The sequence below is a fragment of the Pseudomonas sp. NBRC 111140 genome, assembly GCF_001320885.1.
Taxonomy (GTDB): domain Bacteria; phylum Pseudomonadota; class Gammaproteobacteria; order Pseudomonadales; family Pseudomonadaceae; genus Aquipseudomonas; species Aquipseudomonas putida_P.
Genome location: NZ_BCBQ01000027.1, coordinates 1 through 20522, shown reverse-complemented (window position 1 = coordinate 20522; position 20522 = coordinate 1). Strand labels below are relative to the sequence as shown.

General features: G+C 62.8%; 20 protein-coding genes. 8 read left to right on the top strand and 12 right to left on the bottom strand.

Translation table 11 applies throughout. From position 1 onward, the window contains the following. Position 1 precedes the first annotated feature (1 nt). The 8 genes from APH42_RS11290 to APH42_RS11255 all read right to left on the bottom strand — a co-directional run bounded on the left by APH42_RS11290 (position 2) and on the right by APH42_RS11255 (position 6703). Entirely contained in the window at positions 2 to 754 is a 753-nt protein-coding gene (locus tag APH42_RS11290; protein WP_003256074.1) for a GntR family transcriptional regulator, read from the bottom strand. Positions 755 to 842: 88 nt separating this feature from the next. After that, positions 843 to 1232 carry a carboxymuconolactone decarboxylase family protein gene (locus tag APH42_RS11285; protein WP_060493304.1) on the bottom strand — a complete coding sequence of 130 codons (390 nt, stop codon included), beginning with the start codon at positions 1230 to 1232 and terminating at the stop codon, positions 843 to 845. Positions 1233 to 1320: 88 nt separating this feature from the next. Beyond that, on the bottom strand, positions 1321 to 1806 hold the full coding sequence (locus tag APH42_RS11280; RefSeq protein WP_012271909.1) for a flavin reductase family protein: 486 nt from the start codon (positions 1804 to 1806) through the stop codon (positions 1321 to 1323). A 13-nt stretch (positions 1807 to 1819) separates the two neighbouring features. Then, entirely contained in the window at positions 1820 to 3301 is a 1482-nt protein-coding gene (locus APH42_RS11275; RefSeq protein WP_060493303.1) for an aldehyde dehydrogenase, read from the bottom strand. Continuing rightward, positions 3298 to 4131, bottom strand: a complete 834-nt coding sequence (locus APH42_RS11270; protein WP_012271911.1) for an alpha/beta fold hydrolase — start codon at positions 4129 to 4131, stop codon at positions 3298 to 3300. The genes APH42_RS11275 and APH42_RS11270 overlap by 4 nt, the downstream gene beginning before the upstream one ends. A 68-nt stretch (positions 4132 to 4199) precedes the next feature. Next, positions 4200 to 4796 carry an amino acid synthesis family protein gene (locus APH42_RS11265; RefSeq protein WP_003256068.1) on the bottom strand — a complete coding sequence of 199 codons (597 nt, stop codon included), beginning with the start codon at positions 4794 to 4796 and terminating at the stop codon, positions 4200 to 4202. 305 nt (positions 4797 to 5101) lie between these two features. Then, on the bottom strand, positions 5102 to 6142 hold the full coding sequence (locus tag APH42_RS11260) for an LLM class flavin-dependent oxidoreductase (RefSeq protein ID WP_012271912.1): 1041 nt from the start codon (positions 6140 to 6142) through the stop codon (positions 5102 to 5104). A 75-nt stretch (positions 6143 to 6217) separates the two neighbouring features. Then, positions 6218 to 6703, bottom strand: a complete 486-nt coding sequence (locus APH42_RS11255) for a flavin reductase family protein (RefSeq protein WP_060493302.1) — start codon at positions 6701 to 6703, stop codon at positions 6218 to 6220. 316 nt (positions 6704 to 7019) lie between these two features. Between APH42_RS11255 and APH42_RS11250 the strand changes: the two genes are divergently transcribed. Further along, complete coding sequence (locus APH42_RS11250; RefSeq protein WP_060493301.1) at positions 7020 to 8426, top strand: cytosine permease; 1407 nt, start codon at positions 7020 to 7022, stop codon at positions 8424 to 8426. A 52-nt stretch (positions 8427 to 8478) separates the two neighbouring features. Here the strand turns inward: APH42_RS11250 and APH42_RS11245 are convergent, their stop codons facing one another. Both APH42_RS11245 and APH42_RS11240 read right to left on the bottom strand, forming a co-directional pair. After that, positions 8479 to 10104 (bottom strand): methyl-accepting chemotaxis protein, encoded by a 1626-nt coding sequence (locus APH42_RS11245; RefSeq protein WP_012271915.1) that lies wholly within the window; start codon positions 10102 to 10104, stop codon positions 8479 to 8481. Between the two features lie 232 nt (positions 10105 to 10336). Next, positions 10337 to 11533 (bottom strand): NAD(P)/FAD-dependent oxidoreductase, encoded by a 1197-nt coding sequence (locus tag APH42_RS11240; RefSeq protein ID WP_012271916.1) that lies wholly within the window; start codon positions 11531 to 11533, stop codon positions 10337 to 10339. Between the two features lie 512 nt (positions 11534 to 12045). Between APH42_RS11240 and APH42_RS11235 the strand changes: the two genes are divergently transcribed. After that, positions 12046 to 13425: an NAD(P)-binding domain-containing protein gene (locus APH42_RS11235; RefSeq protein ID WP_060493300.1), complete on the top strand. Its 1380-nt coding sequence runs from the start codon at positions 12046 to 12048 to the stop codon at positions 13423 to 13425. Positions 13426 to 13542: 117 nt separating this feature from the next. Next, a complete protein-coding gene (locus tag APH42_RS11230; RefSeq protein WP_060493320.1) occupies positions 13543 to 14082 on the top strand; it encodes an Rrf2 family transcriptional regulator in 540 nt (179 codons plus the stop codon). Positions 14083 to 14107: 25 nt separating this feature from the next. On the opposite strand, the gene APH42_RS11225 is transcribed toward APH42_RS11230, so the two are convergent. Continuing rightward, entirely contained in the window at positions 14108 to 15019 is a 912-nt protein-coding gene (locus APH42_RS11225; protein ID WP_060493299.1) for an AraC family transcriptional regulator, read from the bottom strand. Positions 15020 to 15121: 102 nt separating this feature from the next. Here APH42_RS11225 and APH42_RS11220 point away from each other — a divergent pair, with 102 nt between their 5' ends. From APH42_RS11220 to APH42_RS11200, 5 genes are all read left to right on the top strand, one after another. Then, positions 15122 to 15682: a carboxymuconolactone decarboxylase family protein gene (locus APH42_RS11220; protein WP_041166474.1), complete on the top strand. Its 561-nt coding sequence runs from the start codon at positions 15122 to 15124 to the stop codon at positions 15680 to 15682. A 99-nt stretch (positions 15683 to 15781) separates the two neighbouring features. After that, positions 15782 to 16846 carry an acyl-CoA dehydrogenase family protein gene (locus APH42_RS11215; protein WP_012271921.1) on the top strand — a complete coding sequence of 355 codons (1065 nt, stop codon included), beginning with the start codon at positions 15782 to 15784 and terminating at the stop codon, positions 16844 to 16846. Then, positions 16843 to 17664 (top strand): ABC transporter ATP-binding protein, encoded by an 822-nt coding sequence (locus APH42_RS11210; RefSeq protein ID WP_012271922.1) that lies wholly within the window; start codon positions 16843 to 16845, stop codon positions 17662 to 17664. Before APH42_RS11215 ends, APH42_RS11210 begins: the two co-directional genes overlap by 4 nt. After that, positions 17651 to 18856: an ABC transporter substrate-binding protein gene (locus APH42_RS11205; protein WP_012271923.1), complete on the top strand. Its 1206-nt coding sequence runs from the start codon at positions 17651 to 17653 to the stop codon at positions 18854 to 18856. The genes APH42_RS11210 and APH42_RS11205 overlap by 14 nt, the downstream gene beginning before the upstream one ends. Further along, entirely contained in the window at positions 18856 to 19611 is a 756-nt protein-coding gene (locus tag APH42_RS11200; protein WP_060493298.1) for an ABC transporter permease, read from the top strand. Before APH42_RS11205 ends, APH42_RS11200 begins: the two co-directional genes overlap by 1 nt. Before the next feature lie 48 nt (positions 19612 to 19659). Here APH42_RS11200 and APH42_RS11195 read toward each other — a convergent pair whose 3' ends face one another. Beyond that, on the bottom strand, positions 19660 to 20346 hold the full coding sequence (locus APH42_RS11195) for a GNAT family N-acetyltransferase (protein WP_060493297.1): 687 nt from the start codon (positions 20344 to 20346) through the stop codon (positions 19660 to 19662). Between the last annotated feature and the right edge of the window lie 176 nt (positions 20347 to 20522).

Here is a 20522-nt window from a genome sequence, read left to right as displayed (position 1 = left end):
ATCAGCGGCCTATGCGGGGTTCCTTCAGGGCCAGGGGCTCGACAATGTCGCGCACCTTGGCGTTGTCATCCTGCTTCTGGCGCAGGTAGTCCAGGGCCACCTTGGCGGCGGCGCGGACGTGGTCGACCGAGGCCTGGTGGGCCACCAGTGGGTCGCCCCCCTTGATCGCCTCGACGATCTTTTCCATTTCGCGGTTGCTGGCACCACGGCGGTTTTCCTGCGACACCGAGGTGGCGCGCAGGTAGCTGATGCGGGCCTGCAACTGGCGCAGCTGCTGCGCCGCCACCTGGTTGCCGGAGCCTTCCAGCAGCACATCGTAAAAGCCTTGTACCGAATCCAGCACCTGTTGCAGCTCGCCTTCTTCCAGTGCTTCGCGGTTGACCTCCAGCGCGCGCTCCAGAGCACGGATGTCCTTGGCCTTGGCGTTGAGGGTGAACAGCTGCACGATCAGGCCTTCGAGCACACAGCGCAGCTCGTAGATGTCGCGGGCGTCTTCCAGGGTAATGATGGCCACGCGCGGGCCTTTGGCGTCGGCGAATTCCACCAGGCCTTCGGACTCCAGGTGGCGCAGGGCTTCACGCACCGAAGTACGGCTGACGCCCAAGCGGTCGCAGAGGTCGCGCTCGACCAGGCGGTCGCCTGGCAGCAGGTGAAAGTTCATGATCGCGGCGCGCAGCTTGTCGAGCACGATTTCGCGCAGGGTAACGGGGTTGCGGTTGACCTTGAAGCTGTCGTCGAGTGGCTGGCGTTTCATCAGGTGCGCTCTTTATGAGGCTGTTGCGCCAACATCGCGGAACGCCCCGAACCGAGGCTTTCCATGCAGTGGTTCGAACAGCCCGTTGTTAACGGGTTGACTCCGCATCGGCTTCGGCAAACGCTTCACGGGCCAGGCGGAAACTGTCCACCGCCGCGGGTACGCCGCAATAAATGCCGACCTGGAGCAGGATCTCGCGAATCTGTTCACGGCTCAGGCCATTGCGCAATGCGCCGCGAATGTGCAGCTTGAGCTCGTGGGGCCGGTTGAGCGCGGAAATCATGGCCAAGTTTATCATGCTGCGCTCTTTGAGCGAGAGGCCTTCGCGGCCCCAGACGTGGCCCCAGCAGTATTCGGTGACCAGCTGCTGCAACGGCTGGGTGAACGCGTCGGCGTTCTGGATCGAGCGGTTGACGTAGTCCTCGCCCAGCACCTGGGTGCGGATCTTCAGGCCTTTTTCGTACGTTTCATTGCTCATGTGCAGTACTCCGGAATAAAACAGGGGCCGCAACCGAGGGTGAGACGATAGCGCGGCCCCTAAAACAGGGGATCGGTGTTGGCGTACGTCAACCCAAGGGCGGCAGGGCGCCGAGTTTGCCTTTGTGGTAAACCATCGGCGTTACCGGCTGCTCGGGCAGCACCAGGTTCTTCACCGCCCCGACGATGATCGCGTGGTCACCGCCGTCATACTCGCGCCACAGTTCGCACTCGATGATCGCCGTGGCCTTGGCCAGCAGCGGGTTGCCAAGCTCGCTCAGGTGCCACTCGACACCCTTGGCCTTGTCCTTGCCCTTGCCGGCGAAAGCATAGGCTTCGGCGGTTTGCTCGGCGGACAGCAGGTGTATCGCGAACTGCTTGCTGTCACGCAAAACCGGGTAGGTGTCGGAGGCATAGTTAGGGCAGAACAGCACCAGTGCCGGGTCGATCGACAGCGCGCTGAAGGCGCTGGCGGTGATGCCGACGATGGCGCCGTCGGCGTCCAGGGTGGTGACTACCGTGACGCCGGACGGGAAGGAGCCCATCACGTCTTTGTAGATGCCGGGTTCGATCATCTCGTGCTACCTCCTAACGCATCACAAACGGGTCGGGCATCGGTGCGGTGGACAGGTTGATCCACACGGTCTTCAGCTCGGTATAGGCCAGCACCGAATCGATGCCGCTCTCGCGGCCGTAGCCGCTGTTTTTGAAGCCACCGATCGGCGCCATGGCCGACACGGCACGGTAGGTGTTGACCCAGATGATCCCCGAGCGCACGTCACGGGCCAGGCGGTGGGCACGGCCCAGGTCGCGGGTCCAGATGCCGGCAGCCAGGCCGAACTGGGAGTCGTTGGCGATGGCCAGGGCTTCTTCCTCGGTCTTGAAGCGGATCACCGCGGCGACCGGGCCGAAGACTTCCTCCTGCATGATGGTCATCGAGTTGCTGTCGCACTCGAACAGGGTCGGTTCGTAGAACCAGCCGTCACCTTCAACCTCGGCACGCTTGCCGCCCAGGTGCAGCTTGGCACCCTCGGCCTTGGCCGCAGCCACCAGGCCTTCGACCACGGCCAGTTGCTGTGCGGTGGCCATTGGGCCCATTTCGCTGGCGTCGTCCTGCGGGTTGCCGATGCGGATACGCTTGGCGCGGGCAATCAGGCGCTCGACGAATTCGTCGAAGATCTCGTCCTGCACCAGCAGGCGCGAACCGGCCACACAGCTTTGCCCGGAGGCTGCATAGATGCCGGCCACGGCACCGTTGATGGCACTGTCCAGGTCGGCGTCGGCGAAGATGATGTTCGGCGACTTGCCGCCCAGCTCCAGCGACAGCTTGGCGAAGTTCTCGGCACTGCTGCGCACCACGTGGCGGGCGGTGGCAGCGCCGCCGGTGAAGGCGATCTTGCGCACCAGCGGGTGGCGGGTGAGCGCTGCGCCGGTGCTTGGGCCGTAACCGGTGATCACGTTGACCACGCCGGCCGGGAAGCCGGCTTCGAGGGCCAGGCGGGCCAGCTCAAGGATGGTCGCCGAGGCGTGCTCGGACGGTTTGAGCACGATGGTGTTGCCGGCGGCCAGGGCCGGGGCCAGCTTGATCGCGGTGAGGTACAGCGGGCTGTTCCAGGGGATGATCCCGGCCACCACGCCGATAGGCTCGTGCACGGTGTAGGCGAACAGGTCGGGCTTGTCCAGCGGCAAGGTGCCGCCTTCGAGTTTGTCGGCCAGGCCTGCGGTGTAGTGGAAGAACTCTGGCAGGTAGCCAACCTGGCCGCGGGTTTCGCGGATCAGCTTGCCGTTGTCACGGCTTTCCAGCTGGGCCAGGTGTTCCTTGTTCTCGGCAATCAGGTCGCCCAGGCGACGCAGCAGCTTGCCGCGTGCGGTGGCGGTGATGCTGCGCCACTCTTTGCTGTCGAAGGCACGCTGGGCGGCCTGTACGGCCAGCTCCACATCGGCTTCGTCGGCGTCGGGCAGTTGCGCCCAGGCCTGGGCGGTGGCCGGGTTGAGGCTGTCGAAGGTCTTGCCGCTCTGGGCATCGCGCCATTGGCCGTCGATGCACATCTGGAAACGAACGAGGGTCATGCAACAATCCCCTTGGCGGATTCGGTGAGGGTGCGGGCTTGCGCAAGGAAGTCCAGCAGCATCTTGTTGACTTCACGGGGTGCTTCCACCGGCATCATATGCCGTTGCTCGGCGAGGACCACACTGTGTGCGCCTGGAATGCTGGCGGCGAGCTGGCGGGTCATGGCCGGGGTGGAGCCAGCGTCGAGTTCGCCGGTGGCGATCAGCGTCGGCACCTGGATGCTGCCCAGGTCATTGGCGCGATACATGTCCTGGGTGGCGAACAGCGAATAAGTGGTGTGGTAGCCCTGCGGGTCGTTGCTCGCCAGTACCTGGCGAATGGCGGCGACCTGCGCCGGGTTGGCTGCCTTGTATTCACGGCTGAACCAGCGGTCCAGGGCTGCATCGACGTTGGCATCGGGGCCCAGCTCCGCCGCCTGGGCCGCGCGGGCAATCACGCCAGCGCTTTGCTCCGGGGTGCGGTTGAACACGCTGTTGAGCACCACCAGGGCAGTCAGGCGCTGCGGGTGGTTAAGGGCAAATGCTCGGGCAACCAGGCCGCCCATGGAGAAGCCGATCACGGTGGCCTGGGCAATTTGCAGGTGGTCAAGCAGTTCGGCGAGCTGGTCGGCATAGCCTTCCAGCGGTGTGTCGGCGGCCGGTACGCGGCTTTGACCGTGGCCGAGCATGTCGTAGGCGATGACGCGGTAGTCGTTGGCCAAGCCAACGAACTGACCGCCCCACATTTCCTTGTTCAGGCCCACGCCGTGGATCAGAACCACGGGTTGGCCCTGGCCGACAGCCAGGTAGCTGGTGCCGGCAGGTGTGCGTTCAGCGACAGGCTGAATCATGGAGGGCGCTCCTTGAAGGTCGGGCGCGGCGGGTAAGCACGCCACGCCCCGGCCCGTCTTGGTTGTTGTTATTGAGCGTTGGCTTTTTCGGCAGCCAGTTCTTCCAGGTCGATGTAGCGGTTGCCGATGCGCGGATGCAGGCGGCCACCATCGGCTGCGCCCAGGACCACGACGATTTCGTCGGCGCGCGGGGCGTCTTCGATCTGCATCTCCAGGGTGATGTAGTGCGAGCGCAGGCCTTCGTCGTCCTTCTGCATCATCGGGATCTGGATCGAGGTGCCTGGGCCGCCGCGCTTGTTGGTGAAGCTCAGGTAGCTCTTGGCCTGTACCGCTTCGCGGTAGTGGTTGCCGAAGCGCAGGGTGTGGATCACGGCCGAGGCGTGCTCGATTTCGCCGTCGGCGCCGACCACAGCAGCCTTACCGTAGGCTTCGATCTTGTCGGCACCGCCGATGGCGGCGGTCAGGCGCTCGACCATCAGGGCACCCAGTTCCGAGCAGTTGGCGCGAATTTCCGGCTTCAGATCTTCAACGAAACCGCGACCGGCCCATGGGTTCTTGATCACGACGGCCAGGCCGACCATGGTCACCGGTTTGTCGGTGGCCTTGCCGCCTTCGATGCGGGTCTCTTCGGAGTAGGTGACGATCTTGCGGATTTCGAAACTCATGGGTGGCTCCTGGTGAGGGTTATCAGCTCTTGTTGTCTGATGGTATACCATAATATTTGTTGTGCAAGAGGTGTCAGGAAATTTCTCTTGCCGGGGGACGAAAGGTGGCCTGATGCCTTGATTTTTGTGGTGTCTGCACTGGCCTCTTCGCGGGTAAACCCGCTCCCACAAGGGACCGCGTATTCCTGTGGGAGCGGGTTTACCCGCGAAGAGGCCAGTGCAGGTTTCAAAAAAAAGCCCGCTCACGCAGGCCGAAGGGGCCCACGGGAGCGGGCGCGTCCCGCAATGATTCAGGCAAAGGGAATTCAGGCGAACGCCGGCACCACTTCCTTGATGAACAGCTCCAGCGACTTTTTCTTCTCGGCGTGGGGCAGGCTGTTGTCGCACCAGAAGCTGAACTCGTCGACGCCGAGTTCCTGGTAGTACTTGATGCGCGCGATGATTTCTTCTGGGGTGCCGATCATGGTGTTCTTGCGGATGTTCTCCAGCTGAAACGCCGGCACTTCGGCAAACTTCGATTCCGGGCTTGGCTCGAGGAAGCCGTTGACCGGGGTGGTCTTGTTGCCGAACCAGGCGTCGAAGGTCCGGTAGAAGCGCGAGATGGCCTGGGCACCGACCTTCCAGCCATCCGGTTCGGCTGGGCTGTGCACGTGGGTGTGGCGCAGCACCATCAGTTGTGGGCGCGGTACGTCCGGGTTGTTGTCCAAGGCGGCCTGGAACTTGTTCTTCAGGTCCAGGACTTCTTCGTCACCCTTCATCAGTGGGGTGACCATGACGTTGCAGCCGTTTGCCACGGCGAAGTTATGCGAGTCGGGGTCGCGGGCGGCAATCCACATCGGCGGCGTCGCGTTGAATGGTTTCGGCACGCTGGTGGAGGTGGGGAACTTGTAGACTTCGCCGTCATGGGCGTAGTCGCCTTCCCACAGCTTGCGTACCACAGGCACCATCTCACGCAGCGCCTTGCCGCCGTCGGTGGCCGGCATGCCATTGGCCATGCGGTCGAACTCGAACTGGTAGGCGCCACGGGCCAGGCCCACTTCCATGCGGCCGTTGCTGATCACGTCCAGCAGGGCGCATTCACCGGCAACGCGGATCGGGTTCCAGAACGGCGCGATAATGGTGCCGGCGCCCAGGCGGATCTTGTCGGTACGTGCGGCCAGGTAGGCCAGCAGCGGCATCGGGCTTGGCGAAATGGTGTACTCCATGGCGTGGTGTTCGCCGATCCACACGGTGCTGAAACCGCCGTTTTCGGCCATCAGGGTCAGTTCGGTCAGGTCTTCGAACAGCTGGCGGTGGCTGACCTGTTCATCCCAACGTTCCATGTGCACGAACAACGAAAATTTCATGGGGCTTTCCTCAACGCTTGAAAGGGTCTGGCGCCGGGCAGGGGAGGCGCCAGGGGTGTCGATTCAGAATAGGCTTCAGGCAAAGGCCGGCAGGCTGGCCATCTTGCCGCGGCAGTACACCATCGGCCGTGGCGCTTGCGCAGGGACAATCAGGTTGTGCACCTTGCCGACCATGATGGCGTGGTCGCCACCTTCATACTCACGCCACAGTTCACATTCGATGACTGCGGTGGCGCCGGCCAGGACCGGGTTGCCCAGTTCGCTCAGGGTCCACTCGATGCCGCTGGCCTTGTCCTTGCCCTTCTTGGCGAACGCATAGGCTTCGGCTTGCTGTTCACCGGACAGCAGGTGAATGGCGAAGCGCTTCTGCTTGATCAGTACCGGGTAGGAGTCGGAGGTGTAGTTGGGGCAGAACAGCACCAGCGGCGGGTCCATCGACAGGGAAGAGAAGGCGCTGGCGGTCAGGCCGACGACCGAGCCGTCGTCGTCCAGGGTGGTGATGATGGTAACGCCGGATGGGAAGGAGCCCAGGACGTTCTTGTAGACGGTTGCGTCGATCATCGGAAGTACCTCTAAAAGGCTGCGGTGGTCCGCGGTTTTTATCGTTGATGTGTCTGATGGTATACCGTAATACCTATTTTGCAAGCGGAATTTTCAGCCCTGGTTTTTCACGATGAACGGCTCAAGGCCACGTATATCGTGGTCTTGAGCGGTGAGGTGGTTTGTCGCAGGGCTTTTGCAAGCGGATCAGCGGGCGTTTTTTACTGCGGATCAGTGTTGTCAAAAGTTTGGAATACCATAATATGGTCTGCAGCTGAGAGGCCGCCTAGATGCGGTTTCCTTACAAAGATAAAAACGACCTTTCGAGCTGAAAACCATGTCCCAACCGTCATCGCAACACCAGTTTGTCGAGAATCACACGGTCGATTACGTTCCACCTGCCGAGCGCCACGGGAAGGCGCGCGACCTGTTCACCCTCTGGTTCAGCACCAACATTGCGCCACTGCCCATCGTCACCGGCGCCATGGTGGTCCAGGTGTTCCACCTGAACCTGCTGTGGGGGTTGATCGCCATCGTGCTGGGCCATCTGGTTGGGGGCGTGGTCATCGCCCTGGCCTCTGCGCAGGGACCGCAGCTGGGCATTCCACAGATGGTGCAGAGCCGTGGCCAGTTTGGCCGATACGGCGCGCTGCTGATCGTGTTCTTCACCGCGCTGATCTATGTCGGCTTCTTTATTTCCAACATTGTCCTGGCAGGCAAGACCATCCACGGTATCGCCCCGAGCGTGCCGATGCCCGGCGCCATTGTGATCGGCGCCCTGAGCGCCACCGCCATTGGTGTGATCGGTTACCGCTTCATCCACATCCTCAACCGTATCGGTACCTGGGTGATGGGTTCGGCCTTGCTGGCCGGTTTCATCATGATGTTCATCCAGGACCTGCCGGCCGACTTCTTCAGCCGCGGCGCGTTCAACCTGTCCGGTTTCATCGCCACCGTGTCGCTGGGCACCATCTGGCAGATCAGTTTCTCGCCTTACACCTCCGACTACTCGCGCTACCTGCCGCGTGAAGTGGGTATTGCCAGGCCGTTCTGGGCTACCTATTTCGGCGCCACCCTGGGCACCATCCTGTGCTTCAGCTTTGGTGCGGTGGCAGTGCTGTGCGTGCCGCAAGGTACCGACGCGATGGACGCGGTGAAGCAGGCCACCGGCTGGCTGGGCCCGGTCCTGATGGTGCTGTTCCTGCTCAACATCATCAGCCACAACGCCCTTAACCTGTATGGCGCGGTGCTGTCGATCGTCACGGCGATCCAGACCTTCATGGCCGAGTGGACGCCGAGCATCAAGGTGCGGGTGATCCTGGCGTCGGTGATTCTGGTTGGCTGCGCGATGGTTGCGCTGAACGCTTCTGCGGACTTCATCGGCCACTTCATCGGCCTGATCCTGGCGCTGCTGCTGGTGCTGGTGCCGTGGGCTTCGATCAACCTGATCGACTTCTACCTGATCAAGAAGGGGCAGTACGACATCGCCTCGATCTTCAGTGCAGACGGTGGCATCTATGGCCGCTTCAACCACCACGCGATCATTGCCTATGCTTGCGGCATCCTGGTGCAGTTGCCGTTTGCCAATACGTCGTTGTATGTGGGGCCGTATTCCAACATCGTCGAAGGGGCGGACTTGTCCTGGCTGTTCGGGCTGATTGTCACGGTGCCGCTGTATTACTGCCTGGCGACTCGGGGCAAGGCTGGCGAGAAGGCGGGGCGGGTTGTGAGTGTCAATGACTGATAGAGCGTCGTTGCTGTAACCGGGGCCGCAACGCGGCCCCGGCGGTTTCAGATCAGACCTTGAACTGCGCCACCATGCCGTTCAGATCCACCGCCAACCGCGACAAATCCTGTGCCGCCGCACTGGTCTGGTTCGCCCCTGCCGACGTCTGCATCGCCAGGTCGCGAATGTTCACCAGGTTACGGTCCACCTCCCGCGCCACCTGTGCCTGCTCCTCCGAAGCACTGGCAATCACCAGGTTGCGCTGGTTGATCGACGCAATCGCCTCGGCAATCACTTCCAACGCCAGCCCGGCGCCTTGCGCCACCTCCAACGTGCCGGTGGCACGCCCCTGGCTGCTGTGCATCGCCGTCACCGCGCGTTCGGTACCGTTCTGGATACCGGCAATCATTTGCTCGATCTCTGCCGTCGACTGCTGGGTGCGGTGGGCGAGGGCGCGGACCTCGTCGGCCACCACGGCAAAGCCACGGCCTGCCTCACCAGCGCGAGCCGCTTCGATGGCGGCGTTCAACGCCAGCAAGTTGGTCTGCCCGGCAATCGCACCAATCACATCCAGCACGCGGCTGATTTCGTTGGCATTGGTGGCCAGCTGTTCGATCTCGGCCGAGGTACCGGTCACGTCAGCCACCAGGTGCTGGATGGACGCCAGTGCCTGGTTGACCCGGTCGCGGCCGTCGCGGGTAGTCTGGTCGGCGCCTTTCGAGGCGTCGGCGGTGCTGACCGCATTGTTCGCCACTTCCTCGACCGCTGCAGTCATCTGGTTGACGGCCGTCGCCGCCTGGTCGATTTCTGCGCTCTGCTGGTGCAGGCCACGGCTGGTGTCCTCAGTGACCGTGTGCAGCTCTTCCGAGGCCGAGGCCAGTTGGTCGGACGAAGCCGCGATCTTGCGCAAGGTGTCGCGAAGGCTGTCTTGCATACGGCCCAAGGCGCGCAGCAGCAAGGCTGGCTCGTCCTGGCCGATCACGCGGATTTCCCGGGTGAGGTCGCCGGTGGCCACACGCTCGGCGACAGCCACGGCATCGGCCAGCGGCACAACGATACTGCGGGTAAGCACGGTGGCAATGGCGGCGAGCGCAAGCATGATCACCAGCAACGAGACGATGATGGCAGTGAATGCCTCGTCGGCCACATCGCTGCTGCGCTGCGAGGCATCTTCGGCACCCTTGCTGTTGTAGGCGATCAACGCGGTCAAGGCCTTCATCATGCCGTCGGCGCGCTGCGTGAGTGGGCCGCCGATCTGCTGCTTGGCCTCGCTCATGCGGCCAGCAGCGATGTCCTGCAGCACCCTCACTTGCAGGTCGAAATACTGCTGGTAGGCGTCGTTGAACGTGTTGAACAGGGCACGGTCGTCGGCCGCGATGATGGTATCGGCGTAGGCTTTCAACCCATCCTTGAGCTCGGCATTGATGCCATCGAGCAGCTGCAGGTTGCGTGTGCGTTCGTCGGGGTTGTCGTCCAGCGCGGCGCGCAGGGTGACGGCGCGAGCGCGCCCGAGGTTGCTGCTGATGTCACCCAACGCCACCACGGCGGGCATCCAGGTGACCCGGATCTCGTCGGTAGCCGTGTCCATCTGGCGGGTTTCGTAGAGTGCGATAAGGCCCATGAACAGGACCAGGATGCCCAACAGGGCGAATACGCTGGCAGCGCGAATGCCGATCTTCATATTCCGTAACTGCATGGAATGCTCCTTGACGGTGGCGTGCAGGCCTCAGGAGCTTGGACGGAAAAGCCGGAACACCGGTAAGGCGCCAGGCTCTTGATGCGCTGCGGATTGTGTTGTGTGCCTCACCCTCTTGCATACTTTTTGATTTGAATGATGCCATATGGCCATCATTGTTGAACAGTCATTCAATGTAACGAAATAATTGACAAAACCGTCGTTTTTTGACGGTTTTGTCAGGTTTTTGCCGTCAAACGATCGCGATCATCGGGTCGGCGGCGGCCAGGGCCAGGGCGCGGTCAGCTGCCGGCGGGTAGATCCACACCGAGTTGATCTGGCGCTTGAGGTCCTTGCCTTCTTGGCCCTGCAGTTTCAATTCGCGCTCCCAGCCTTCGCTGTATGCCGCGCCCCATTCACCCAGGTCCAGGCAGGTAACGTACTTGGGCTGGCGGTACACCACGGGCGTCACCCCAAGCAGGTCGGCCATGGCGTTGTTGCCACTGTGGCGGCCCATGGGGATGGCGTGCTGGCAGGTCATCAGCGCGTGGTTACCGATTTCATCCACGGCAGCCCAGGCGGTATCCCCGGTGGCATAGATGTGCTGCTGGCCAATCACCTTGAGGTGATCGTCGACCTTGAGCCGGCCGAAGTTGTCGCGCTCGCCGGCAACCTGTGCGGTCAGCGGGCTGGCCTTGACGCCGACGGTCCAGATCACGGTGTTGCTGGCGATGTAGTCGCCGTTGTCGAGGGTGACCCCGCCTGCATCCACGGCCACCACCGAGGTGCCGGTCAGCCATTCGACGCCGGCCAACTGCGAGGCCGCAACGATCGATGGCTTGATGCCCGCGCCCAGCGCCGCGCCGACACTGACACCACGGTCTACCAGCAGCACCCGTACATCGTTACCGAGGATGGCGCGCAGCCGCGCAGGCATTTCGGTGGCCGTTTCGATACCGGTGAAGCCACCACCGCAGACCACCACGGTATTGCGTGCAGGCGAAGCGGGCAGGGCGGCCAGGCCCGCCAGGTGTTGCTCCAGGCGCACGGCCGACTCCATCTGGTCGACGTCGAAGGTATGTTCGGCAAGGCCTGGGACTGCTGGGCGTGCAACCTGGCTGCCAGCGGCAAGGATTAGGCGGTCGTAGCTGATCTGCTGGCGCTGGCCGTGGCTGTCGGTGTAGCTGACGTTGCGTGCATCGGCGTCGATGGCTTCGGCGTTACCGGTAATGAAGCGCACGCCAACGGCCTCGAACAGTTCACCCACGGGGGCTTTCAAGGTGTGCGCGTTGGCCTCGTAAAAGCGCGGGCGAATGCGCAGTTCCGCTTGCGGGGCCAGCACGCTGATGCTCAGGTCGTCGCGTTGCGCCTGGTCGAGCAGGCGTGCTGCGCTCAGGGCGCTCCAGACACCGGCAAAGCCGGCACCGATGATGAGGATGTTCGATTTCATGCTGTGCTCCGCTGGAAAAGGGGGATTCGCCCCGTGAGTCGTGTTGCATCAATAACTCCGACTATAGTGGTCGTAGTTTGTTTGTGCAAGCGTTTCCAAACCGCAGTCGCCCCTGCCGAATGCTCGGCAGGGGTGATTGCGGGTGTGGCACAGCAGGGCCACAAACCTTGATATACCCAGCCCCATCCGTTATAGATAAAAAGGAAACCACAAAGAAAAGAGGCCATTGCAGCCCCCATGTACGAGAACACACGTATCTTGCGCCCCTCAGGCCCCCATTTTGCGCCCTGCGCTGATGGATACGGGCCCACCCCCATGATCCTTTCCCCGCTTTCAAGCCTGTTTCACGTGTTATCGATTCCTCCCGCCAACATCCTGCTCCACCAGATGCGCAAACGCCCCGTCCCTCCGCCTGCACCGTAACGCCTGAACTCCGTTACCCCCGGCTTTTTGCCGTTCGGGGTTGGGGAGCCTTTGCATTTTTTTCAGCGTTCAACTGTTCAGGAATCACTATGACTCTTCGTGTAGCAATCATCGGTGCCGGCCCGTCCGGCCTTGCACAACTGCGTGCGTTCCAGTCTGCCCATGCCCAGGGCGCACCCATGCCGGAAATCGTCTGCTTCGAGAAACAAGCCGACTGGGGCGGTATGTGGAACTACACCTGGCGCACCGGTCTCGACCAGCATGGCGAGCCGGTGCACGGCAGCATGTACCGCTACTTGTGGTCCAACGGCCCCAAGGAGTGCCTGGAGTTCGCCGACTACAGCTTCGATGAACACTTCGGGCGGCCGATTTCCTCGTACCCACCGCGTGAGGTGCTGTGGGACTACATTCAGGGCCGCGTGAAGAAGGCCGGGGTGCGCGATTACATTCGCTTCAATACAGTGGTGAAGAACGTCAGTTTCAATGAGCGCACGCGCGAGTTCACCGTAAGCGCCCATGACTACAGCGCAGGGGTCGGTATCGAGCAGGTGTTCGATTTCGTGGTGGTGGCCAGTGGGCACTTCTCCACGCCGCACGTGCCGGAGTTCGAAGGCTTCGAGCGTTTCACCGGGCGTATCCTGCACGCCCACGATTTTCGCGAAGCGGTGGAATTCAAGGGGCAGGATCTGCTCATTGTCGGCAGCAGCTACTCCGCCGAAGATATCGGTTCGCAGTGCTACAAGTACGGCGCGCGTTCGATCACCACGGCCTACCGTACCCAGCCGATGGGCTACAAATGGCCCAAGGGGTGGGAAGAGCGCCCGCAACTGGTACGGGTCGAAAACGACCTGGCGTTTTTCGCCGATGGCTCGAGCAAGCGCGTGGATGCGATCATCCTGTGCACGGGCTACCAGCATCACTTCCCGTTTCTGCCGGATGAGCTGACCCTCAAGACCAACAACCGCCTGTGGCCTGCGGGCCTGTATCAGGGCGTGGTATGGGAGCAGAACCCGCAGTTGCTGTACCTGGGCATGCAAGACCTCTGGTACAGCTTCAACCTGTTCGACGCACAGGCATGGTTTGCCCGTGACTACATGATGGGCCGCATCAAGCTACCGTCCAGGGCCGGCATGCAAGCCGATAGCCAGCGCTGGCGCGAGGACGAAGAGGGGCTGGAAACCACGGCTTCGATGTACGAGTTCCAGGGCCGATACATCAAGCACCTGATCGAGCAGACCGATTACCCACGCTTCGATATCGATGCGGTCAACCGCATCTTCCTGCAATGGAAGCAGGACAAGAAGCACGACATCATGGGCTACCGGGACAAATCGTACCGCTCGGTGCTCACCGGCACCAAAGCAGTGCCCCACCATACCCGCTGGATGCAGGCGATGGATGACTCGCTGCAGGAATACCTGCGCGAGACGGACGGCAAGAAAGGCGAAGTGAAGGCTTTGCGCGGGTAGACGCCAGCCTTTTGCAGCGCGATGCGGTTGGCGCTCCAGCACTTCAAGGCAGAGGACCGCTTTGCGGTGCTGGCGTTACCCGCGTATTATTTGCGACAAAGTTGGTCGGAGATTGAAATGTCGCTTTACAGTGCTGGCGTCGAATACGGCATCCATTGCCTGTTGTTCCTGGTGGACGAGCGTGGTGATTCGCGCGAGTCCAGCGTGCGCGATCTGGCGGAGTTGCAAGGTGTGCCCCAGGAGTACCTGGCCAAGGTCTTCACCAAGCTGGCACGCGCCAAGCTGGTGGTTGCCACCGAAGGTGTGCGCGGCGGCTTCCGCCTGGCCCGGCCTTCGGACGAAATCACCGTGCTGGACATCGTCAATGCCATCGATGGGCCGAAGAAGATCTTCGACTGTCGCGAAATCCGCGAACGCTGCACGCTGTTCGACGGTGCTGCACCGGGGTGGGCGACTGAAGGCACCTGTGCGATTCATGCGGTGATGCTGGGGGCACAGAAGCGTATGGAAGAGGCCTTGGCGCAACAGACCATACTGGACTTGGCGCGACGGTTCGGGCGCAAGGCCCCGGCCGAGTTCGGTCAACAGGTCAATAGCTGGATGGGTGAGCGGCGGGAAGGTAAAGGAGGCGGGGACATACCGGTCAGCCAAGTCTGAATGGGCCGCTACAGCAGTAACGCTTTCAGCGCCCTTCATGCTGGCGCCGGTACGCCCCCGGCTGCACCCCCACCGCTTTGGCAAACGCGCGGGTAAACGCTGCCACCGACTGATACCCCACCTGCGCACCCACTTGTTCAACAGTATTTCCTGCCCGCAGCAACTGGCTGGCATGGCGCATGCGCAGCGCCAACAGTACTTGCCCCGGCGACTGCCCGGCCAGTTCGCTGAACCGCTTGAAAAACGCCGACCGCGACAAACCCGTGCAGGCGGCCATGCTCTCCAGCGTCCAGGCTTGCCCCGGTTGCGCGACCAACTGTTCCAGCAGCCCGGCAAATGCCGGCTGGCGGGCGAGGGCGATCAGCCCGCCCAGTGACTGCTCGGCATTTACCTGCTGGCGCAGCACGTACAGGAACAACAGGTGCGTCAGCCGCTCAAGCAATACCTGCGACGGGCCTGCGGCACGCCGGCATTCTTCCAGAATCAGCCCGAACAGCGCCCGCGCTGCGCTGCCAGCGGGGTCTTCGGCGCGCAGCAAGATCCAGTCAGCCAGGCCCTCGACAATCAACGAAGTCAGGCCCGACTGAAAATGGAAGAAGCCGCAGACCAGCCCAACGCCGTCGCTGGCCTCGCTGTCCAGCGCCTGCATGGCCTGGCGCGGTTGGGCGCAGGCGTCTACCGGGTCCTGGTCGCTGGACAAGCGATAGGCCAGGTCGCGCAACAGGAACACCGCGTCGCCTTTTTCCAGCCGCACCGGTTGCGGTTGGCCATCGATGTGCAACCAGCAGTGCCCCTGCACCACCAGATGGAAGCTGGCGCGGCCCATGCCCTGGGTGCTGGCATGCCAGCCGCCACAGTAGCGGCCCACATGAAACAGACTGGCATCGAGCTCCAGGCTTTCTAATAACCAATCGACAAGGTGGCTGGACGAAATCATCTAATGCAAAGACTCAGGAGCAAGGAAAGGCGACTGATGAATATGGAGGGTAATTCTTATAACCAACAGACTGTAGTGACCCCCATCAAAGGAGACCACTCCATGTCCTCGCGCATTACTTTACACACCCTGCAGAGCGCCCCGGAAGCGGCGCGTCCATTTCTCGAAAACGCCCAGAAGAATTCTGGCTTCATCCCCAACCTGCTCGGCGTGCTGGCCAACGCCCCGGCGGCGCTGGAAACCTACGTGACCGTCTCGGCACTCAATGGTAAATCCGACTTGAGCCTGGCCGAGCGCGAAGTGGTGCAGTTGATTGCCGCCACTGTGCATGGTTGTGATTTCTGCGTGGCTGGCCATACGGCTGTGGCGCTGAACAAGGCCAAGCTGCCGCAGGAGGTAGTGGATGCCCTGCGTGCCCGTGGTGAACTGCCCGATGCCCGATACGAAACCCTGGCTGCCTTCGCCCGTGAAGTGATCGCTACCCGCGGCAACGTCGGCGAAGCCACCTACCAAGCCTTCCGTGAAGCTGGCTTCAGTGAAGGCAACGCCCTGGAAGTGATTCTTGGCGTAAGTCTCGCAACCCTGTGCAACTTTGCTAATGTTTTCGCCCAGACCCCGCTCAACGACGAGCTTGGCAAGTACCGCTGGCAGCCAACTGCATAGCCCACGTGTGATAGCGACCCAGACGCGGTCGCTGTAGGAGCGGCCTTGTGCCGCGAATGGGCCGCCAAGCGGCCCCGGCGTTCCAAAAGGAGCAAGACCATGCAAGATTGTGCATTTCGACAATGGCTGGATGCCAATGCCGAGGCCATCGACCGGGGCCTGTGCGAACCGCAACAGGTGCTGGCGCAGATTGCCGAGTCGCAGTTGCTGCGCATAGGTGTCGACCCGGCGCAGGGTGGCACGGGCGGGCGGGTGACCGACGCTGTCGAGGCAATCGCCGCTATTGCCAGCCGATCGTTGGCGGCGGCGTTCGTCTGCTGGGGCCAGCGCGCCTTCATCGAATACCTGTTGCACAGCCCCAACCACGCCCTGCGCGAGCGCCTGCTGCCGGGCTTGTTGACGGGCGAACTGGCCGGTGCCACCGGGCTGTCCAACGCCATGAAGTTTCTGTCCGGCATCGAAGCGCTGCAGGTGCGTAGCCGCCCGGCAGCCGATGGCTGGCAGCTGGAAGGGCGCCTGCATTGGGTGACCAACCTGCGCAAGAGCGGCTTCGTGGTGGCGGCGGCCATCGAAGATGAAGCCGGTGGCGCGCCGTTCGTCCTGGCGATTCCTTCCAATGCCCAGGGCCTGGAGCGCTCTGACGACCTGCAACTGATGGGGCTGCAGTCGAGCAACACGGCAGCACTGGCGTTTCACCAGGTGCCGCTGGCGCGTGATTGGCTGCTGCATGAAAATGCCCGCGAATTCTTGCCACGGGTACGCCCGGCGTTCCTGGCGCTGCAGTGCGGCATGGCCATCGGCCTGGCGCGACGGGCGTTGGAAGAGGTTCTGGCGCACTTGCATGGGCGCACCTCGTTCCTCGACGAAGCCCGTCAGGTGCTCAGCGAGCGCCTGGAAAATACCGTCAGCGAGCTCAAGCAGGGCCTGCTCGAAGGCCGCTTCCAGCAACACCCAGCGGCCTTGTTCAAGCTGCGCATCACCTTGGCTGAATGTGCCGCCGACGCCGTGCAGTTGGAGTTGCAGGCCAGTGGTGGCAAGGCTTATCTCAGCGAGTATGGCGAAGGCTTTGCCCGTCGCTGGCGTGAGTCGGCCTTCGTGCCGATCGTCACCCCCAGCTTGGTGCAACTGCGCGCCGAACTGCAACGCCAGGCGGGCGCCGCATGAGCGCAGTGTTGCTCGAGGCCCGTGACATCAGCCTGGGCTACCCACGCGAAGGTGGCTGGCAGGAAGTGCTGGCGCAGTTCGACCTGCAGCTGGCGCCGGGCGAAGTCGTGAGCATCCTTGGCCCCAGCGGCGTCGGCAAGTCGAGCCTGCTGCGGGTGCTGGCAGGCTTGCAGCAGCCCCGTGGCGGTCGCGTGAGCCTGCACGGTCAGCCGCTGCAGGGGCCGCACCCGCGTCTGGCGGTGGCTTTTCAGGACCCGAGCCTGCTGCCGTGGCTTAGCCTGGAGAAGAACGTTGCCTTTGGCCTGGACTTCGCCCGTCAGCCCAAACTGGCTGCTGCCGAGCGGCGTGCACGCATCGATCATGCGATTGCCGCTGTCGGCCTTGAGCATGCCCGTGGCCAGTACCCGGCGCAGCTGTCTGGCGGCATGGCCCAGCGTACCGCGCTGGCCCGCTGTCTGGCCCGCCAGCCTGAAGTACTGCTGCTCGACGAGCCGTTCGGCGCGCTGGACGAAGTGACCCGGGCCGACATGCAGCAACTGCTGCTGCAACTGATCGCTACCCACAACACGGCGGCGGTGCTGATTACCCACGATATCGACGAAGCCCTGCTGCTGTCCGACCGGGTTCTGCTACTGGGCAACCACCCAGCGCACATCCTCGGCCAATGGCACATCGACCTGGCGCAACCGCGCGCGCAGCGGATCGAAGAACTGGGCGCCTTGCGCATCGAAATTCTCAAAACCCTTCGGCGGGCAAGCCGCACAGTCGAACCTACCTCAACCCCGTTGCCCTCGGAGGCTGTCCATGTGCATGGATGACTGCTGTTCCACTTCATCGCGTCGTGATTTTCTCAAACTCGGAGCCATGCTTACCGCCGCCGGTGCGCTGCCGTTGCTGTCGAGCTTGCAGGCCCGCGCCGCCGCCGAGCCGGACGCACCGGTGCGCATCGGCTATCTGCCGATCACCGACGCCACGCCACTGCTGGTGGCGCATAACAACGGGCTGTTCGAGGCCGAAGGCATCAAGGCCGAGCGCCCGGTGCTGCTGCGCAGTTGGGCGCAGGTGATCGAGGCGTTCATCTCGGGCCAGGTCAACGTCATCCACCTGTTATCGCCGATGACCGTATGGGCGCGCTATGGCAGCAAAGTGCCGGCCAAAGTGGTGGCCTGGAACCATGTGGGCGGTTCGGGGCTGACCGTGGCGCCCGATATCACCGACATGAAACAGCTCGGTGGCAAGACCGTGGCGATTCCGTTCTGGTATTCGATCCACAACGTGGTACTGCAGCAGATGCTCAACGACAATGGTCTGTCGCCGGTGTCGAAGCCGGCCAATGCGCAGCTAGCTGCCAACGAAGTCAACCTGCTGGTGCTGCCGCCGTCCGACATGCCACCGGCGCTGGCCAGCAAGCGCATCGCCGGCTACATCGTTGCCGAGCCGTTCAATGCCCTGGCCGAAAACCTCAAGGTTGGCCGCGTGCAGCGCTTTACCGGCGATGTGTGGCGCAATCACGCCTGCTGCGTGGTGTTCATGCACGAACATGACCTGAACAACCGTCCAGAGTGGTCGCAGAAGGTGGTCAACGCCATCGTCAAGGCCCAGCACTGGACCCGCGACCACCGCGCCGAGGCCGCGGCCTTGCTGTCCAAGGCCGGCCCCAACAAGTACACCCCGCACGAGCCTGCGGTGTTGGCCAAGGTTCTGGCGCCTGCCGCCGAGGACCGTGCAGGCTATATTGCCAGTGGCGCCATTCGCCATCAGCAGTGGGACGAAAAACGCATCGACTTCCAGCCATACCCGTTCCCGAGCTACACCGAAGAGCTGGTCAAGCGCCTGAAAACCACCCTGATCGAAGGCGACAACGGCTTCCTGGCCGGGCTGGACCCGGCGCAGACCGCCCGCGACCTGGTCGACGATCGCTTCGTGCGCAATGCCATCGCTGCAGTCGGCGGCCCGTCGGTGTTCGGCATTGCCGACAACTTCGAGCGTAGCGAGGAGTTCGCGGTCTGATGCGCACCCATGTCGTACATGCCGGCCTTGGGCTGGCCGGGTTGTTGGCCTTGTTGCTGTTGTGGTGGGCCGGTGTTGCCATGTTCGGCCAGGCCGACGGCCTGTCGGCGCGCTTTTCACCGGCGGCTACCTTGGCCAGTCTGGTCGAGCTGTTGGGGCAGGGCGAGGTCTACGGGCATATCTGGGTCAGCCTCAAGCGTATCCTGGTCGGGCTGCTGCTGGCGCTGCTGATAGGGGTACCGTTGGGCTTGCTGGTTGGCAGCTACCGGCACCTGGAGGCGGCGACCACGCCGGCGTTCCAGTTTTTGCGCATGATCTCGCCATTGTCGTGGATGCCGGTGGTGGTGATGCTGATGGGTGTGGGTGACCAGCCGATCTACTTCCTGCTGGCGTTTGCCGCGTTGTGGCCGATCTTGCTGAACACCGCGGCAGGGGTACGGCAACTGGACCCACGCTGGCTGCAACTGAGCCGCAGCTTGAGCGCCACGCGTTGGGAGACCTTGTGCAAGGTGATCGTGCCGGGGGTGATCGGCCATGTGCTGACCGGGGTGCGTCTGGCCATCGGTATTCTGTGGATCGTGCTGGTACCGTGCGAAATGCTGGGCGTGAGTGCGGGGCTTGGGTATTTCATTCTCGATACCCGCGACCGGCTGGCGTACTCCGAGCTGATGGCGATGGTGCTGCTGATTGGCGTGCTGGGGTTTGTGCTGGATGCCCTGGCGCGTGGGCTGCATCGACGCTGGGTACACGGTTGACGGGGCAATGGGGCTTCTCGCGGGCATGCCCGCGATGAAGCCCTACGCTCAATGCACGGTTTTGCGCTGCCGCACACATTCCTGGGCTTGAGCGGCCAATTCATCCAGCCGCTCATCGCGCAACTGCTCCGCTTCGATCATCGCATCCTCACCTTGCTGGTTAAGCAGGTAGGTATGAATCTGCAGCACTTCAGCCGTCTGATAAATCGGCGCAATGTCCAATCGCCCTATCAATGCGCCGCTGGCTTGCCCGGTGCTACTCATCAGCACTTGCGGACCATTGGCGGCCACCGCCTGCATACCCATGGCCTCGAACCACGGCACCTGGCTGGCGAAGGCATTGAGTTCTACACAGGCATGGCGAGCTCGCAAGTCGTCCAGCAAGGCGCGGGCGATGCCCTGGCGGCGGTGGCTGGGGCGCACGGCCAGGAATGCCAGTGCACAGGCCTGCTGGTCGTCCTCGGCTGGCAGAGACAGGGCAAAGCCCAGCAACTGGTCCGGTGCTTCGGCATCCAGCGCCAGGGTGAGCGCAACGGCCAGGCCACGGTTGCCGTCCAGTGCTTGCAGGTACTGGTGCACTTCCATGCCGACGCCGTACTGGTATAGCGGGTACAGCGGGTTGTCGGCAGTGATGGCGACACTGCTCAGTTCGCCGACATTGTGGATTACCAGCTCGCGGATCTGGTTCTGGAAAGATTCGGGCGGCACGCTGTCGAGGCGGCTCAGGATGAACATCGGGGGGCAGGCTCCGGCGGGTGAGATTACAGCCCGCGCTGTGTTGGCGCGGGTTGTACAGTCTAACCGGTTTTGCCGTATCAGCCTTGTGCCTGTAATGCACCGAGCATCAGGTCGAGGTTTTGCACCGCAGCACCCGAGGCGCCTTTACCCAGGTTGTCGAACACGGCGGTGAG